The organism is Halopseudomonas yangmingensis, assembly GCF_900114825.1.
GTDB classification, from domain to species: Bacteria; Pseudomonadota; Gammaproteobacteria; order Pseudomonadales; family Pseudomonadaceae; genus Halopseudomonas; species Halopseudomonas yangmingensis.
Genome location: NZ_FOUI01000003.1, coordinates 35,978 through 52,347, shown reverse-complemented (window position 1 = coordinate 52,347; position 16,370 = coordinate 35,978). Strand labels below are relative to the sequence as shown.

The following is a 16,370-nucleotide window of genomic DNA, read 5'->3' as shown; positions in this document are numbered from 1 at the left end:
TGGGAGGAAATCGACCACATCCGGCTCTGGAAGGCCGGCATTCGGTCTGGCGGGCACATATCTGAATACTGACATCGCCTGAAGCGTGGACATTATCCACATCACTTGACTGACTGTCATTGGAAAATTCCGACTAGCGGAAAGCGTCGCCGGGCAAAGCCTGATCAATACATGGCAAAAACGTCAGGAGCGACGACGATCCTGCTTGCCGGCCAGCGCATCACCCAGTTGCGCGACCTTTGGTCGCACCCCGGCCCGGTGAGCGGCGCGACTGATCGCATGAGCCGCCAGCGGCGCGGTTACCAGCAACACGGCGATTGCCAGCAACACCGCCGGCCAGGACTGCCCGCCGGTAGCACAAAGCACCCCCAGCAGTGTCAACACCGCGCCCAGAGCACCGGCCTTGCTCGCCGAATGCATGCGCGTGTAGGCATCCGGCAGGCGCCACACCCCCAGTGCACCCAGCAAACTGAACAACGCCCCCAACAGAATCAGTGCCGACCCCGTCCAGGCCAGAATCACCTCAGTCATCAGTCACCTCCGCCTGCTCCGACCGGCCCTGGCCATGCGCCTGATCGCTGTGATGGGTGCCGGTAAACAGCAGCGAAAAAGCCACACTGCCGAGGAAGCTGACAATTGCCAGCACCAGCGCCACATCCAGCAGCACGGCCTGCTGGCGCACCAGTGCCAGAATCGACACCCCGGCCACGCCAATCAGCGTCATGGCATCCACCGCCACCGCCCGGTCAGGACGCTCCGGACCAATCAGCAAGCGCAGCATCACCAGCAACACACTGACCACCAGCATGCCCCCGGCCAGCGCCAGCACCCAGTCGGCACCTGCCAGCTCCACCGTCATTGCCCATCTCCCAGCGGCCATACCCAGGCCATCAACCGACATTCAATTTCTGCCAGCGCATCCAGTGCCGGCTGTGCAGAACGGGCATCCAGCACATGCACATACAACAGGCCATCTTCCTCGACGTATTCCAGCGCCAGAGTACCCGGCGTCAAGGTGAGCAGACAGCTGACCACAGTCACCAGGCGCCGGTCATGCAACTGCAGCCTGGCTGCAATAACCGCCGGCTGCGCCTGGCGCCGCGGGTCCAGCACCAGGCGTGCCACATCCAGCGAGGCCGCCAGTATCTTCCAGGCAAACCAGGGCACAAACAGGGTGCCGGCCACTACCCGCATGGCATACAGACGGCACGCCGGCAACCGCAGCCCGGCCAGCCTCAGCAACAGATAACCGGCAACAAAACCAAGCAACCAGCTGCCGACCGTCAGGCCGTCAATCAACCAGCCCAGCAATACAGCCAGCAATCCATGCAGCAGCAACATCAGCGCCCCTCCCGTACGATCAACGCCAGATGCCCGGGCGCCTCGGTCAACTGGTCAGCTGCGGCCATCGCATAGTCCATCACCGGACCCGCAGCAAAACCGATAACCACGGTAATCATCGCCAGTACCGCCACTGTCGCCCAGGCCCCGCGAGGCCCATCACCGGCGGCCAGCAACTGCGCCGGCTGCGGGTGCGGCTTGAGAAAGCTTTCATTCCAGATCTTGCTCATCGACAGCAAGGTAAACACGCCAGTCAGCAGGATAAAGAAGGCCGCCACCCAGGCGCTGACATCCAGACTCGCCTTGACCAGCACGAACTTGGCCCAGAACCCCGACAACGGCGGAATACCCGCCAGCGACAGCGCCGGAATGGCAAACAGCAGCGCCAGCAACGGCCGGCTGGCATACAGCCCGCCCATCGCCGCCAGCCGTTCGGAACCGGTCAGGCGCGCGGCAATGCCGCCAACGAAGAACAGGTTGGCCTTCACCACGATATGGTGGATCAGATAAAACACCGCCCCGGCCAGTGCCAGTGGCGTGGCCAGTGCCAGCCCCAGCACCATGTAACCGACCTGGCTGACGATATGGAACGACAGGATACGGCGCACCTCGGTTTGCGCCGCCGCACCCAGCACACCGATGATCATGGTCGCGCAGGCAACCCACAGCAGCACCTGATGCACCACACCCGGCTCCGGCCAGAGCAACGTCACCATGCGGATCAGTGCATACACACCAACCTTGGTCAGCAAACCGGCAAACAAGGCCGACACCGGTGTCCAGGCCACGTGGTAACTGGTCGGCAACCAGCCAAACAAGGGGAACAGCGCCGCCTTGATGGAAAACGACACCAGCATCAGCAACACGCCGAGCCAGGCACCGTCGGTCGCCTCACCGGCGCGGAAGATCAGCGCCAGCTCACCCATGTTCAGCGTGCCGCTGGCGGCGTACACCAGCCCCGCCGCCAGCAGGAACAGCAGGGTGGCCAGCATGTTCAGCACCAGATAGGTCATCGCCCCGGCCAGCCGGCGTTCACCACCGCCCAGGGCAATCAGGGCGAAGGAGCCAATCAGCAGCACCTCGAACCAGACATACAGGTTGAACACGTCGGCAGTGATAAAGGCACCACAGATACCCGCCAGCAGCCCCTGCACAAACAACTGCATGTCGCGCAGGAAATCCGCGGGCATAGGCTGGCGATGCGCATACACCAGGGTCGCCAGACCGACGATACCGGTAATCGCCACCATGACCGCCGCCAGCCGGTCGATCACCAGACTGATGCCATAGGGAGCCGCCCAGTTGGCCATCTGGCCGCTGAGCACCACATCATCCGCCGCCAGCCATACCAGCCAACCGCCAACCAGCGTCAGGGCCAGCGCCGACAGCAAGCTGATCAAACTGACCAGTGCATGACTGCGCTTGACCATCAGGGCCAGCAACAAGCCTGACAGCGGCACCACCACCGGCAGAACCAGCAAAAGCTCGTTCATGCATCACCCTCCCGGCGGCTGGCCGCAACCGTCGGCGAGCTGTCCTCACAACTGTCCGGAGCTGGTTGTTCGGTCACTTCACTGACCTTGTCGGTATCCTTGTCACCGTGCAGCTCATGGGTCCGTTTGAGTACAGCCAGAGCAAACACGAAGAGCGCAAAGCCGATCACAATAGCCGTCAGCACCAGCGCCTGGGGCAGCGGATTGGCCGGATTCGCCAGCGACTGGCCGGCTTCAACAAAGGCGGCCTGCCCGCTACCCAGACGACCACCGACCAGCACGCCAAGATTTACCGCATTACCCAGCACGGCAATGCCCAGCACCACCCGCATCAACTGGCGATCCAGCATCATCCAGATACCCAGCGCCGCCATCACACCGGCAGTAATTGCACCTATCCATTCCATCAGCCTGCCCTCCCGACCAGGTTGCGCAGCATGTGCATCACTGAACCGAATACAGTGAGGAACACACCCACATCGAACAGCAGAGGAGTGCCAAGCTTCAGGTCACCCACAGTAATCCACAGCCCGGTCATGTACGGCTGACCCGCAGCCAAACCAAAGAAACCTGCTCCCAGCGCCAGCGCCAGCCCCAGACCGATCAGGGTGGGGGGAGACACGCGGCTCAGTTCGCGCTGCATGCCGCGACCGTAGGTCAGAACCAGCAAGGTAAAACCGGTCGCGGCAACCAGCCCGCCGATAAAGCCGCCGCCGGGCAGGTTGTGCCCGCGCCAGAGCACCAGCAGCGACACCACCAGCAACAGCATTGCCAGCGGACGCACGCCCTGGCGCAGCAATACCGAATTGAACTCCGGCAGCCCGCGAGGCTTGGGATCGGCTGTCTGGCCGGCGCCCAGCAGGGTTGCCGCCCCCAGGGCCGCCAGCGCCACCACCACAATCTCGCCCAGCGTATCGACCGCACGGAAATCAACCAGGATCACATTGACCACGTTGGCGCCGTAGCCGCCCGGCAAACTGTTGGCAAGGAACCACTCGGCCAGATCGCCCGGTAACGGCAGACTGACCGCAGTCATGATCAACAGGGTTACCGCCACACCAAAACTGATTGCCACCAGCGCATGCCACAGATTCAGCCAGCCGACACCTGTCCCGCTGGGCGGCACACGCGGCATACGGCGCAGCACCATGGCCAGGAACACCACGGTAAGGGTCTCCACCATCAACTGGGTCAGAGCCACATCCGGCGCATTAAGGGCAACGAACAGCAAGGCCAGCCCCAGACCACTGGCGCCCAGCGAAGCCACCAGCGCCAGACGCCCGGCCATAAAGGCCGCTCCGGCCGCCCCACCCAAGGCCAGCAAACAACCGAGCACACCTACCACCGAGATACTACCGAGCTGTTCGGCCTGCCAGGGCGTCGCCCCCGACAGCCACAACGCCAGCAAGGCGCCCAGGCTGACCACCAGCGTCATCAGCGACAGATGCAGGCGCAGGGAGCCATGCTGGAACTGGCGAGCCACCAAACCGGCAAACTGGAATACCCGACGCAACCACCAGTCCCACAGCATGTCACCGCTGAAGCGTCCCAGCCGGGTCAACTGTTGCGCGACGCCGCGTACATCAGCAGCATGCCGGTAGAACCACACGCCCATTGAAAGGGTCAGCAGGCTGGCAATCACCGCCGGGGTCAGGCCGCCCCACAAATAGAGCTTCACGTCGATCGGTGCGGTTGCCACACTTTGCACGGCGGTATTGACCAGCCAGGTTTCCGGCCAATGGTTCCAGGCACCCAGGCTGAAGCCAGCCACCGCCAGCATCAGAGGACCGAACCACATAAAGGGGGACACCTCGTGGGGTTGCTGCGGCCAGTCACCACGCGGCCCGAAGAAACTGCGCAGAAAAATCAGACCGGCTGCAGCCACCAGCAAGGCATTGGTGACGATCATCACCAGGGTGACCGTCCAGCCCAGGGCGCCCATCTCAATCAGACCCGCATACTTGAATTCCTTGGCGATAAAGCCGAAGAACGGCGGCAGGCCTGCGTTCGAAAAAGCAGCCAACCCCACCGCCAGGCCAGTCAGTGGCATCAGGGTAAAGAGTCCGCCCAGCTTGCGCAGGTCGCGGGTACCCGCGGAATGGTCGATAGCACCTACCGCCATAAACAGGGCGCCCTTGTACAGCGAATGGGCCACCAGATAGAGGACAAAGGCCTGCAGGCCGTAGGTGGTATTGGTGCCGATCAGCATGGTCAACTGACCCAGAACGGTCACCGTGGTATAGGCCAGCATGCGCTTGAGATCATATTCGCGGATAGCCAGGATCGCCCCGATCAGCGCCGTCAGTGCGCCAAAACCGATCAGCAGGGAACTCCAGACGATTTCGCCGCCCAACACCGGGTTCAGGCGTGCCAGCAGGTACACGCCGGCCTTGACCATGGTCGCCGAGTGCAGATAGGCCGACACCGGCGTGGGCGCAGCCATCGCATTGGGCAACCACAGATGGAAGGGGAACTGTGCCGACTTGGTGAAACAGCCAACCAGCACCAGCAGCATGATCGCCGGGAACAGCACATGCCCCTGCACGGTAGCGGCCTCCAGCGCCGAGAACTGCCAGGCCTCACCGGCAATCCCCAACAGCACCAGACCGGCGAGCAGCGCCAGACCGCCTCCCCCGGTAATCAACAGCGCCTGCAACGCAGCCCGTCGCGATTCAGGCTTTTCATGCAAAAAGCCGATCAGCAGGTAGGATGCGACACTGGTCAGCTCCCAGAACACGAACATCGCCAGCAGATCATCTGCCAGTACCAGCCCGAGCATCGCCATCATAAAGGTCAGCAGATAGGCCAGAAAACGCCCCAGATGATGGTGGCCATGCAGATAGGCGGCTGCATACACAACAATGAGCGCACCAATCCCGGTAACCAGCAAGGCGAACAACAACGCCAACCCGTCAAGACGCAGATTCAGCGTCACATCCAACGCCGGCACCCAGGCCAGCGAAGCGAACTGCGGCTCGCCCCCGGCCACCAGAGGGATCTGCAGTACAAACCAGGCAAAACAGGCCGCCGGAACCAATGCCAGCAACCAGCCAACATGGCGCGGCGCCAGTCGCCAGACAAGCGGCGCCAGCAGAGCAGCCAGAGCAATGGCCAGCAGGGTCAGATACATGTATGAAACGCTTCCTGTGTTCAATGTGGCTGCATCGCTATATCAACGCATGCATTGACCACCATCAATTCTAATGGATCTTATTCTTATCACAGTTAGGCACACCGACAACATCTTGACAGCAGGCAAGATTACCGGGTGCCTGCGCCGACCAGTTCAGCACATAAATAAGAAGGCCGCCATCAGGCGGCCTGTAGCACTTTGAAGCAATTTGCCAGCAGACAGATCAGCGGGTGACCCGGGATGTGCCATTTACGGTAAGAATCCGGACACGGTCTCCAGGGGCAAAAAGCTGGCCGTCCGACACTTCCTGCACGTAGGCACGCAACTGTCCGTCGTCCTCGCGCACGGTAATTTCAACGCCCTGGCGACGGGTAATGCCTTCCTCGGCCGCCGCACCGGCCATACCACCGGCCACGGCACCTATCACAGTCGCCACCGCACTGCCGCGCCCGCCACCAATGGTTGAACCGGCAATACCACCGACTGCAGCGCCTGCCGCCGGACCTACCACCGTTTTGGTCCCTTCAATCTGGACCGCACGAACCGACTCGACAGTACCCATTCTCACCGTTTGCACAGTGCGGGCCTGATCACGGGTATAGACATCACCGCCGAGATTGGAAGCGCAGCCGCCAAGCATCAGGCTCGCAGCAAGAACCCCACCAGCAACAATAAAGGTTTTCATCATCAATGCTCCTCCAAGCCCCCGGCACAACCTCGCAAGCCATGCCTTTCCGGGAATTAAGACCACAAAAGCCAAAGAATGTTGCAGCCCGGAGACTCGCAACCACTCATCCCTCCACCCCGACATGACTGATCACCGGATTGGCATATTGCAGCAACCACCAGCGCCGCAGGTTTTCCGGACACGCCTGCAAACGCTGACGAAAACGTTCCAGTTCGGCTGCCAGTTCAGCCGCCGACCACTGGCTACGCCAGTCAGGCAGTTTCAGGGATGGCAATTCTGGCAAGTGCTCGAAGGCCAGCCAGTTGCTGGGATACAGGCGGTAATTGCCGAGCACCTGACGATCCACCTCCGCAGCAACCGCCCTGGCATCAGTAAAGCCGGACTCCAGCGGCGTGCCAAAAGCCACATGCACACGCCCCTTGTAGCCGGTCAGCCCCATGGCAATCGAGCGGTCATCCTCACCAGGCGCCTTGGTATAGCTCCCGGTGCGTTCACGCGCCTCCAGCTCACCGGCCTTGAGCAGGTCACAGGGGTCCCATTCGTAGGCAATGGACACCGGCACCAGACGCAGCGAGCGGATCACCTCGTCAAAGGCCTCCTGGCGGCGACTCATGCAGAACATCTTGATAATCGCCGAATCGGTCCGATCCACCCCGTCCTTGGCACGACCCTCGCTCTGGGCAATCCAGACCGACTGCCCTTCGCCCAACGAATGGTTGATGTAGGCCGACAACTGCTGATAGGCCGCCAGCTTTTCGCGCCGGCCGGTAATCGAACGTTGCACGATAAAGCTCTTGTTCAGCCGCATCAGATCAGCCACAAAAGGGCGCTGCAGCAGGTTGTCACCAATCGCAATGCGTGGCGTCGGATGCCCTGCATGAAAGAGTGCATAGTTGACAAACGCCGGGTCCATCACGATATCGCGATGGTTGGCCACAAACAGATAGGGGGTACCCGGCTGCAGGCGTTCCAGACCACTGTAATCAGTCTGCAACGTAGTCGAGCGAATCAGGCGGGTCAGACGTGGCTTGAGCCTGCGCTGCAGGGCATCCACAGTGTCGATGCCGCTCAGTTCACGGCGCAAGCGCCAGCTCAGCAGCGGCCTGAGCAGCCCCCCCAAAGACTGGCCGACTCGGCCAAAGCGCTGCAGCAACAACAAATCAAGCAGCCCACGGTCATGACACAGACGCTGCAGCACACCGGGTACATCGGCGTCATCATAGGGTTTTATCGCATCAAACTCGCCCATCTTGTCCTCGCCAGGCTAGGGATGCCGCGCATTATGCGACCAGCAACCCGCCGCTACAATAATAGCGCCACATACGCTGCGGATTTGCCGCTAAGACGCATGCAGGTACACTGCAGTCACCCTCCAGCCAACGGATTGCCGATGCCGACCTTGCAACACTGCCCACGCACCGGAAAACTGCAACCATGAGCGGACGTCTGGTGCAGTTTACACCGCCGGCAACGCCGCTGGCGGACTGGCAGCCAAGCTGGAACCTGTCTCCGGGGCAGCAGTTGATGATTCTGCGCCGCGAAGCCGGCAAGACCCAGCACGCCCGTGTGCTCTGGAAGCTCACGCCCGGCTGGCTGAAAGACCTGAGCCGGGCCCCTTTCAGCGTGCAGGCTGAGCACTTGCAGGACAAACCCATGCTGCGCCAGCCACTTGAACAGCGGCGCTGCCTGATACCAGTGGATGGCTATTATCTGTGGGCCGAGCGCAATGGCAGACGCCACCCCTGGTATCTGCGGGCCGAGCAGGGACAGCTGATGCTGGCCGGCCTGTGGGAACGCTACCAACTGGACGACCGCACTTTCTGGGACAGCTGCGCGCTGATCAGCGTCCCTGCCCTTGATCTGGCCGCCAGCCTTGCCACACGCATGCCGGCCAGCCTGGACAGTGCCGGCTGCTCTCTCTGGCTGGCCAGCGGCAACACCCCGCAAGCACTGCAGACCCTGCTGCTCAACAGCCGCCACACTGCCGACATCGCGCACCCGGTTCACCCGTCAACCAGCGACCCGGCACGCCAGGGCCCCCAGTGCTGCAGTCCGACCGGCCCCCTCCTGCGCCGACCGCGGAACCCCTGAACGCCGGGATTGTCTGATCAACTGTCCGGGGCTATGCTCGCGCCTCCTCTATACCCAGAAAGGACTCCCACCATGCGACTGCTTGCTTCTGCCACCCTGTTATGCAGCCTGCTGCTGGTCGGCTGTGAAACCGTTCAGACCACCCAGGGTGGTGCCGTCGGCGTACAGCGTCAGCAATTCATGTTCAGCGCCCTGTCCAGCGCCGAAGTCGACCGTATGGCTGCCGAGTCCTACGCCAAGATGCTTGAGGAAGCACGTGCAAAAAAAGTGCTGAATACCGACGCCGCCATGCTCAAGCGCCTGCGCCGCATTGCCGACGACCTGATTCCCCAGGTTGTGCACTTCCGCCCCGACGCCGTGAACTGGGCCTGGGAAGTCAACCTGATCAAGAACGACCAGCTCAACGCCAGCTGCATGCCCGGCGGCAAGATCCTGTTCTACACCGGGATTGTCGAAAAACTGAAGCTGACCGACGACGAAATCGCCCAGATCATGGGCCATGAAATTGCCCATGCCCTGCGCGAGCACGGCCGCGAGGCCATTTCACGCGCCTATACCACCCAGCTGGGCACCTCGGTGGCCGGCGCCCTGCTGGGCCTTGGCGAAGGTGGCAAGCAAATGGCCGACATGGCTGTGCAATACGGTCTGAACCTGCCGAACAGCCGCGCCAACGAAACCGAAGCCGACCTGATCGGCCTGGAACTCGCCGCCCGTGCCGGCTACAACCCACAGGCCGCCGTCAGCCTGTGGCAGAAGATGGGCAGCGCCTCACAAGGCCAACCGCCCGCCTTCCTCAGCACCCACCCGTCCTCCAGCGGCCGTATCCAGAACCTGCAGGCCACCATTCCCCGCGTACAACCGCTCTACGAAGCGGCACGGCGTTAGGGAACCATTCAGGCGCGACTGAGCGGAAAGGCCATCACCTGGTCAATCCGCTCGGCGCCCAGCGCCAGCATCACCAGCCGGTCCACCCCCAGCGCCACACCGGCACATTCCGGCAGACCACTGCGTAACGCCTCAAGCAACCGCAGATCCTGCGGCAGCGCCTGCAACCCCATGGCCTCGCGCTGACGCTGGTCAGCAGCAAAACGCCGGGCTTGCTCGCCGGCATCAGTCAGTTCGAAATAGCCGTTGGCCAACTCCATGCCGCGCACAAACAACTCGAAGCGCGCCGCACTCGGCACCGCGTCATCACCTTCGACCACCCGCGCCAGCGCCGCCTGCGACGCCGGAAAGGCATACACCAGGGTCGGTGCCTGCAGCTCAGGTTCAATGCAGTGGGAAAACAGCAGATTCAGCCAGCCGTCCCGTTCCAGCTCACCGACAAAACCACATCGCTCGCGCCCCAGCGCCTGCAAGTCCTGCAACGAACAGCTATGGATATCCAGCCCCAACCACTCCAGGCACAGCGCCGCATAGGTGACCCGCCGCGCCGGCAGAGTGCCGAGCACCAGCCTGACCAGCTCATCCAGCTCATCCATCAAGCGGTGATGGTCAAAGCCCGGCTGATACCACTCAAGCATGCTGAATTCGGGATTGTGACGCCCGCCGGTCTCGCCATTGCGATAGACCTTGCACAACTGCCAGATAGCCCCGCTGCCAGCCGCCAGCAGGCGCTTCATCGGGTATTCCGGCGAGGTATGCAAAAACAGCTGCTGCGCCGCCTCGGCAGGCGCGCCTTCCGGCAGGTACGAGGTAACGAAGGGAAACAGCTGCGGATCGCTCACCGCCGCCGGCGACAGGCTCGGCGTATCCACCTCCAGCACCCCGCGCTGCTCGAAGAAGTCACGGATCTGCCGGATGATAGCGGCGCGCCGCCGCAGGTTGTCGATGCTCGCCGTGGGCTGCCAGTCATTCATGGATATAATCCCCAAAACGCAAACCGGGGCCCAAGGCCCCGGTTGATTGAGTCACCAAAAACTCAGTTGGCGCGGCCCACATACTCGCTGCTGCGGGTATCGACCTTGAGAATATCGCCGGTATTGATGAACAGCGGCACCTTGACCACTGCACCGGTTACCAGATGAGCAGGCTTGGTACCACCACCGGAGGTATCACCACGCACGCCCGGATCGGTCTCGACCACTTCCAGCTCAACGAAGTTCGGCGGACTGACAGCGATCGGCGCACCATTGAACAGGGTCACCTGATAGATCACCTGCTCCTTCAGCCATTGCTTGCAATCACCCACCGCCTTCTCGTCGGCAGCCACCTGCTCGAAGGAACCGTCAGTGGCCATGAAATGCCAGAACTCGCCATCGGCGTACAGGTATTCCATTTCCCGGTCCATCACATCGGCGCCTTCCAGGCTATCGCCCGACTTGAAGGTACGCTCGTTGACCCGACCGGTCTTCAGGTTGCGCACCTTGACGCGGTTGAAGGCCTGACCCTTGCCCGGCTTGACGTACTCGTTCTCAAGGATCGAGCAGGGGTCACCATCGAGCATCACCTTGAGACCCGGTTTGAATTCGTTGGTAGAATAGCTGGCCATACATTTCCCACTGTCAGTTGTCGGTAGATCCGGAATCGCGCCCGGATGCACTGCCACCCTTGCGCGGAAAAACGCCAATGATACATGGAACTGCGACGCCTGTTGAGTCTGTCGGATGGCAGGCCCAGCTGGCCGGCAGCATCACCAGCCTGCCCCTGCTGCTGCAACGCCTAGAACTGGATCCGGCCCTGCTGGAGCCCGGCCTGGCGGCAAGCCGCGATTTTCCCCTGCGGGTACCGGAACACTACCTGTCGCTGATGCGCAAGGGCGACCCGCATGACCCGCTGCTGCGCCAGGTACTGCCGATCGCCAGCGAACTTGAGGAGCAACCCGGCTTCCTGCTCGATCCGCTGGCCGAACAGCACAGCAACGCGCGCCCCGGCATCATCCACAAGTACCACGGGCGGCTGCTGCTGATCGTTAGCGGGGGCTGCGCGGTGAACTGCCGCTACTGCTTCCGTCGACACTTTGCCTATGACGACAACAACCTCAGCAGCAGCGAATGGGATCAGGCCCTCGACTATGTCCGCCAGGATCAAAGCATCCGTGAAGTCATTTACAGCGGCGGCGACCCACTGGCCGCCAGCGACAAGCGCCTGCACTGGCTTACCCGGCAAATTGCCGCCATCCCCCACGTGCGCCGGTTGCGCGTACACACGCGGCTACCGGTGGTCATTCCTCAGCGGGTTACCGATGAACTGATCGAGGCGCTGGCCGGCACCCGTCTGCCGCTGACCCTGGTACTGCACTGCAACCACGCCAACGAACTGTCCGCCGAGCTGCAGCAGGCCTGCACCCGCCTGCGCCGCGCCGGCATCAACGTACTCAACCAGGCGGTACTGCTGCGCGGCGTCAACGAGCAACTGCAGGATCAGCTGGATCTGTGCGAAGGACTGGGTGATCTGGGCATACAGCCCTACTACCTGCACCAGCTTGATCCGGTACAGGGCGCCGCGCATTTCCAGGTCAGCGATGCGCAGGCCACTGCACTGCACGGGCAGATGCTGGCGCGACTACCCGGTTACCTCGTGCCCCGACTGGTTCGCGAAGTCCCCGAACGCCCTGGCAAGACGCCGATCCCCACTGCATTGCCCGATTGAGCAAAGACAGCAGCTACACCAAGTGACCAGTGCGATATCTACTGCTATGCTCTGCTCGTTAAGCCAACGCCCCGTATAGAGACGTTGCCGGGATCTGCCCTGAACCGCATTGGACAATTGACTCATGGACAGCAGAACAGCCCACGCCGCATTGCGCATCCCCCAACAGACGCTCGCTCGCCTGAGCTTTGCCGAGGCCAGCGAAAAGGGCATCGCCCAGTGGCTTGGCAGTCTGCCCAAGGCCAACATAGGTGAAACCGCCCGCCAGCTGTATCAGGGAATGATCGAGCTGAACCAGCTGCAGACAACACCTGAACGCCGGCTGGCCATGCTCGAACTGGTTCGCCACGATGTCGACTTCGTCTGCAAGGCACTGGCGCGGCATTATCTGGGACACTCCATCGTTCTGGAAGACAAGCCGCGCAAGGTCGCCAACCTGTGCCAGGCACTGGAAAACCATCTGGCCAGCGGCTACAAGATCCTCGTCAGCCAGTCCATGGCAAGCCGCAACAACAAGGATGGCCGGCTACTGGCAACTGCCCTGCAGCGCGGCATCCGCTGCCTGAGCGGCCCCTTGCTGCGCGCCTACCAATTGTACTGTCCGGTTAGCGACAGTCTCTGGCTTGAACTGCACCTGCTTTATCAGATCTCGCGCGAATACAAACTGCACCAGCAACCGGTTAATGACAGTCTGAGCCTTGCCGGGCGCAGCCTGACTCCCGAGCACAGTTACCTGGTCGCGTTGCTGCTTGGCTGTTCGCGCCCGAACCAGGTCCGTCAGAGCAGCCTGGAACAACTCTACCGTGCGCTGGATTCCTGGGCCGGGCATGTACGCCTGACCACTGCAGATGACCCTGAAGCGCTGTTCATCATCAACCCCTTGCTTGACTGTCCGCCCCGCTATCGCTCGCTTGTGCAGGGGGAAACCCTGGACAACAGTCTGGGGCTGGATACCAGCGGCCTGGTGGATGCGCTGAAGCATCACCTGCTGGACGAAACTGATAACTCGGACATTCAGGTCCCCAAAACCCTCGGCCTGGAAATCATCCAGCATCTCAGCCACTCCTGGGGAAATCTTGCCGAACGCAGCTTCAGCCGGGTGCCCGGTCGCGGAAAACTGGAATTGAGCATCGGCATGAGTGCATGCCACTACCATTTGAGTGGCGTCAGCTTCGTGCGTTTTATTGATGCCGACGAAACCCATGCCAACCCGTTCAGCGACAAGGCCCTGCGCAATCGACAGGAAGGCTGGAGCAACGCCTTTGATGGCGACAGCAAGATCGACTGGCATACAGCCAGCGTCGAAACCATCGACTATTCCGGCAAAACCCATGAACAAGAGGAAGACATCAGCATCTACCCGGTTCACAGCTTGCCGATCGTCAATCACAGCCCGGGCGGTTTTTGCCTGAGCTGGCCGCGCGAAGTCCCCCGCCAACTGCAAGCTGGTGAACTGCTGTGCGTACGCGAAGCCGGCGAAAGCGACTGGAGTCTGGCTGTAGCACGCTGGATCCGTCAGGTTCGCGGCGGCGGCACACAAATGGGTATTGAACTGATAGCACCGCACTGCACGCCCTGCGCCGCCAAACTGCTGCGCAAAACTGAAGAGCCCAGCCAGTACCTTCGCGCCCTGATGCTGCCGGAAATCCGCGCCATTGATCGCCCTGCCAGCCTGATTACGCCACGCATGCCGTTCCAGCTAAACAGCAAGGTAATGGTGATGCAGGGCAACCAGGAAACACGCATGCAACTGACCGCGCGCATGGCCGCCACCGGAAGCTTCACCCAATTCGAGTACAAGGTACTAGAACAGTCTGCCAGCCCCGGAGATCAGACGCGCAAGGAAACCACCGGCAGTGGCCTGCAAATTGCCGGTGATGACGACTTTGACTCACTTTGGAAGTCGCTGTAGATTGCAGCCCCCCAGGGAACAGAGAAACGCGCCACGCAGAAGGACACCATGGCCAAAGAAAAAAACACCATACGCCTGCTGATCCTCGATGATTCGCAAAACGATGCTGAGCAACTGGTCAGCGTATTGCGCAATGCCGGTCACGCCACCCGTGCCCACCGCATCACCTCGGTGGATGACCTGCAGCAGTCTCTGCAACAAAACTGGGACCTGTGTCTTGCCGTCCCGCAAACCAGCTTTATCAGTGCAGCCGACGCCTGCAACCAGATAGCCCGCCAGTCACGGGACATCCCCTTTATCTTGTTACCGGAAGCGGTCGACGAACAAACCCGGATCGATGCCCTGCGCCAGGGTATGCAGGATGCTGTTCCGGTCAGCGCAGAAAGTCTGCTGGTACTGGTTGTCAACCGCGAGCTGGCCAGTCTTGAAGCCCGCCGCCAGCGCCGTATTGCCGAGCAGTCATTACGTGAAACCGAAAAACGTTGCCAGCTGCTGCTGGACAGCTCGGTGGATGCCATCGCCTACGTGCATGACGGCATGCACATCTACGCCAACCGCGCCTATCTGGAACTGTTCGGCTACGAAGATGCCGACGAGCTGGCCGCCGAACCCATGATCGGCCTGGTGGCTGCAGCCGACCAAGCCGGTTTCAAGGGATTCCTGCGTGACTACGCCAGTCGGGGCGGCGATAACGAAATGCAGTGCAAAGGTCAGACCGCCACCGGCGAGGAATTCGCCATGCGCATGAGCTTCTCACCGGCCAGTTACGACAGTGAGCCTTGCACCCAGGTCGTTATTCGCAAGGAAACCGCCAGCGCCGAATTCGAGGAAAAGCTGCGCCAGATGGCCAGCCAGGATCTGGTTACCGGACTGCTCAACCGCAATGCTTTCCAGGAAAAACTCGAAACCCTTAGCGAACAGGTGGTTCGCGAGGGCCGCTTTGGCACCCTCGCCTATCTGAGCATCGACAATTTCAACAGCCTGCAGACCAGCATTGGTCTTGGCGGCACCGACCTGCTGCTGGCCGATCTGGCTCAGCTGCTACGCAACGAACTGGCCAGTGACAATACCCTGCTGGCCCGTTTCGGCGACGACTCCTGCAGCCTGTGGGTCGCCGACAGCGAGCCTGACCGGGTAGCGCCGCAACTTCAACAACTGCTCAAAAAGATTGAAGGCCACCTCTTCGATATCAGTGGCCGTACCGTACAGATTACCGCCAGCATCGGCATTGCCGCCATCAGCGAGACCTGCCCGCAACCGGCCGAAGCCATCAACCGGGTACTGCGCCTGTCCGAACAGTGTGTCCAGGATGGCGGCAACCGGCTCAAGGTATTTGACCCGGTCGAAGAACTGGCACGCCAGGCCAGCCGCGGCAATCTGGTAGCCCTGATCAGCCATGCAATCGAGACTGACAACCTGCGGCTGATGTACCAGCCGGTAGTCAGCCTGCAAGGTGACAGCAGCGAACACTACGAATGCTTTTTGGAGCTGCTCAACGCCGAAGGCAAGGCAGTCCCCCCCGGCGAATACCTGCCAGCCGCCACCGAGGCGGGGCTGGCACTCAAGCTTGACCGCTGGCAGCTGGAGCGCGGCCTGCGTGAACTGGCTGTACAGCGTGGCAAGGGGCACGACACCCGCCTGCTGATCAACCTCAACGCCTCCAGCCTGCAGGACCCGCAACTGCTGCAATGGCTGGCTGAGCAACTGAAACAGATCCGCCTGCCACCGGACTGCCTGATTTTGCAATTCAGTGAAAACGACGCCACCACCTACATGAAACAGGCCAAAGCCTTCAGCGACGCACTGCATACGCTGCATTGCCGCCTGTCACTGCGCGACTTTGGTGGCGCACTGAATCCCTACGCGCTGCTCAAGCATGTTCAGGCTGACTACCTGCGCCTGGAAGGCTCGTTCAGCAATGACCTGGGGAACCCGGAAGCCGTGCAGACACTCAAGGAGATGGTCAGCAGCCTGCACAAACTGGGCAAGCTGTGCATAGTCCCCGGAGTTGACAGCGCCTCGACCATGCCCACGCTCTGGCAGGCCGGCATCAATTACATCCAGGGCAGCTACCTGCAACCCCCGATGCCGACCATGACGTTCGACTTCAGCGCCGAATAA

Annotated in this window: 15 protein-coding genes; 5 read left to right on the top strand and 10 right to left on the bottom strand. The window is 61.6% G+C overall.

Features of this window, described 5'->3' with window-relative positions:
• Positions 1-183: 183 nt before the first annotated feature.
• The 8 genes from mnhG to BMZ23_RS04360 all read right to left on the bottom strand — a co-directional run bounded on the left by mnhG (position 184) and on the right by BMZ23_RS04360 (position 7,904).
• Positions 184-531: a monovalent cation/H(+) antiporter subunit G gene (gene mnhG / locus BMZ23_RS04395; protein ID WP_093473267.1), complete on the bottom strand. Its 348-nt coding sequence runs from the start codon at positions 529-531 to the stop codon at positions 184-186.
• Positions 524-859 (bottom strand): MrpF/PhaF family protein, encoded by a 336-nt coding sequence (locus BMZ23_RS04390; protein ID WP_093473265.1) that lies wholly within the window; start codon positions 857-859, stop codon positions 524-526. The genes mnhG and BMZ23_RS04390 overlap by 8 nt, the downstream gene beginning before the upstream one ends.
• Positions 856-1,341: a Na+/H+ antiporter subunit E gene (locus tag BMZ23_RS04385; protein ID WP_093473263.1), complete on the bottom strand. Its 486-nt coding sequence runs from the start codon at positions 1,339-1,341 to the stop codon at positions 856-858. Before BMZ23_RS04385 ends, BMZ23_RS04390 begins: the two co-directional genes overlap by 4 nt.
• On the bottom strand, positions 1,341-2,834 hold the full coding sequence (locus BMZ23_RS04380; RefSeq protein WP_093473261.1) for a proton-conducting transporter transmembrane domain-containing protein: 1,494 nt from the start codon (positions 2,832-2,834) through the stop codon (positions 1,341-1,343). The genes BMZ23_RS04385 and BMZ23_RS04380 overlap by 1 nt, the downstream gene beginning before the upstream one ends.
• On the bottom strand, positions 2,831-3,241 hold the full coding sequence (locus BMZ23_RS04375) for a sodium:proton antiporter (RefSeq protein WP_093473259.1): 411 nt from the start codon (positions 3,239-3,241) through the stop codon (positions 2,831-2,833). The genes BMZ23_RS04380 and BMZ23_RS04375 overlap by 4 nt, the downstream gene beginning before the upstream one ends.
• Positions 3,241-5,964 (bottom strand): hydrogen gas-evolving membrane-bound hydrogenase subunit E, encoded by a 2,724-nt coding sequence (gene mbhE, locus BMZ23_RS04370; RefSeq protein WP_093473256.1) that lies wholly within the window; start codon positions 5,962-5,964, stop codon positions 3,241-3,243. Before mbhE ends, BMZ23_RS04375 begins: the two co-directional genes overlap by 1 nt.
• Positions 5,965-6,190: 226 nt before the next feature.
• On the bottom strand, positions 6,191-6,652 hold the full coding sequence (locus BMZ23_RS04365; RefSeq protein WP_425431657.1) for an outer membrane lipoprotein: 462 nt from the start codon (positions 6,650-6,652) through the stop codon (positions 6,191-6,193).
• A 106-nt stretch (positions 6,653-6,758) separates the two neighbouring features.
• Positions 6,759-7,904, bottom strand: a complete 1,146-nt coding sequence (locus BMZ23_RS04360; RefSeq protein ID WP_093473247.1) for a 1-acyl-sn-glycerol-3-phosphate acyltransferase — start codon at positions 7,902-7,904, stop codon at positions 6,759-6,761.
• Positions 7,905-8,089: 185 nt separating this feature from the next.
• Here BMZ23_RS04360 and BMZ23_RS04355 point away from each other — a divergent pair, with 185 nt between their 5' ends.
• Together BMZ23_RS04355 and BMZ23_RS04350 are read left to right on the top strand one after the other, a co-directional pair.
• The gene (locus BMZ23_RS04355; protein WP_093473244.1) at positions 8,090-8,746 is read left to right on the top strand and encodes an SOS response-associated peptidase; all 657 of its coding nucleotides are present in this window, start codon (positions 8,090-8,092) and stop codon (positions 8,744-8,746) included.
• A 72-nt stretch (positions 8,747-8,818) separates the two neighbouring features.
• A complete protein-coding gene (locus BMZ23_RS04350; RefSeq protein WP_093473241.1) occupies positions 8,819-9,631 on the top strand; it encodes a M48 family metallopeptidase in 813 nt (270 codons plus the stop codon).
• A gap of 8 nt (positions 9,632-9,639) precedes the next feature.
• Here the strand turns inward: BMZ23_RS04350 and epmA are convergent, their stop codons facing one another.
• Positions 9,640-10,605, bottom strand: a complete 966-nt coding sequence (gene epmA, locus BMZ23_RS04345; RefSeq protein WP_218143564.1) for an EF-P lysine aminoacylase EpmA — start codon at positions 10,603-10,605, stop codon at positions 9,640-9,642.
• Positions 10,606-10,667: 62 nt separating this feature from the next.
• Entirely contained in the window at positions 10,668-11,237 is a 570-nt protein-coding gene (gene efp, locus BMZ23_RS04340) for an elongation factor P (protein ID WP_093473238.1), read from the bottom strand.
• 77 nt (positions 11,238-11,314) lie between these two features.
• Between efp and epmB the strand changes: the two genes are divergently transcribed.
• The 3 genes from epmB to BMZ23_RS04325 all read left to right on the top strand — a co-directional run bounded on the left by epmB (position 11,315) and on the right by BMZ23_RS04325 (position 16,370).
• Complete coding sequence (epmB, locus tag BMZ23_RS04335; RefSeq protein ID WP_093473235.1) at positions 11,315-12,337, top strand: EF-P beta-lysylation protein EpmB; 1,023 nt, start codon at positions 11,315-11,317, stop codon at positions 12,335-12,337.
• A 124-nt stretch (positions 12,338-12,461) separates the two neighbouring features.
• Positions 12,462-14,249 carry a hypothetical protein gene (locus tag BMZ23_RS04330; RefSeq protein WP_093473232.1) on the top strand — a complete coding sequence of 596 codons (1,788 nt, stop codon included), beginning with the start codon at positions 12,462-12,464 and terminating at the stop codon, positions 14,247-14,249.
• A gap of 48 nt (positions 14,250-14,297) precedes the next feature.
• Positions 14,298-16,370, top strand: coding sequence for an EAL domain-containing response regulator (locus tag BMZ23_RS04325; RefSeq protein ID WP_093473229.1), 2,073 nt, complete (start codon positions 14,298-14,300; stop codon positions 16,368-16,370).

Excerpts from the sequence above, each read along its gene's own strand:
- epmA (WP_218143564.1), bottom strand. The coding sequence starts at position 10,605 with ATGAATGACTGGCAGCCCACGGCGAGCATCGACAACCTGCGGCGGCGC.
- BMZ23_RS04325 (WP_093473229.1), top strand. The coding sequence starts at position 14,298 with ATGGCCAAAGAAAAAAACACCATACGCCTGCTGATCCTCGATGATTCG.
- mnhG (WP_093473267.1), bottom strand. The coding sequence starts at position 531 with ATGACTGAGGTGATTCTGGCCTGGACGGGGTCGGCACTGATTCTGTTG.
- BMZ23_RS04365 (WP_425431657.1), bottom strand. The coding sequence starts at position 6,652 with ATGAAAACCTTTATTGTTGCTGGTGGGGTTCTTGCTGCGAGCCTGATG.
- mbhE (WP_093473256.1), bottom strand. The coding sequence starts at position 5,964 with ATGTATCTGACCCTGCTGGCCATTGCTCTGGCTGCTCTGCTGGCGCCG.
- BMZ23_RS04355 (WP_093473244.1), top strand. The coding sequence starts at position 8,090 with ATGAGCGGACGTCTGGTGCAGTTTACACCGCCGGCAACGCCGCTGGCG.
- BMZ23_RS04385 (WP_093473263.1), bottom strand. The coding sequence starts at position 1,341 with ATGTTGCTGCTGCATGGATTGCTGGCTGTATTGCTGGGCTGGTTGATT.
- BMZ23_RS04380 (WP_093473261.1), bottom strand. The coding sequence starts at position 2,834 with ATGAACGAGCTTTTGCTGGTTCTGCCGGTGGTGGTGCCGCTGTCAGGC.
- BMZ23_RS04390 (WP_093473265.1), bottom strand. The coding sequence starts at position 859 with ATGACGGTGGAGCTGGCAGGTGCCGACTGGGTGCTGGCGCTGGCCGGG.
- BMZ23_RS04330 (WP_093473232.1), top strand. The coding sequence starts at position 12,462 with ATGGACAGCAGAACAGCCCACGCCGCATTGCGCATCCCCCAACAGACG.
- efp (WP_093473238.1), bottom strand. The coding sequence starts at position 11,237 with ATGGCCAGCTATTCTACCAACGAATTCAAACCGGGTCTCAAGGTGATG.
- epmB (WP_093473235.1), top strand. The coding sequence starts at position 11,315 with ATGATACATGGAACTGCGACGCCTGTTGAGTCTGTCGGATGGCAGGCC.
- BMZ23_RS04350 (WP_093473241.1), top strand. The coding sequence starts at position 8,819 with ATGCGACTGCTTGCTTCTGCCACCCTGTTATGCAGCCTGCTGCTGGTC.
- BMZ23_RS04375 (WP_093473259.1), bottom strand. The coding sequence starts at position 3,241 with ATGGAATGGATAGGTGCAATTACTGCCGGTGTGATGGCGGCGCTGGGT.
- BMZ23_RS04360 (WP_093473247.1), bottom strand. The coding sequence starts at position 7,904 with ATGGGCGAGTTTGATGCGATAAAACCCTATGATGACGCCGATGTACCC.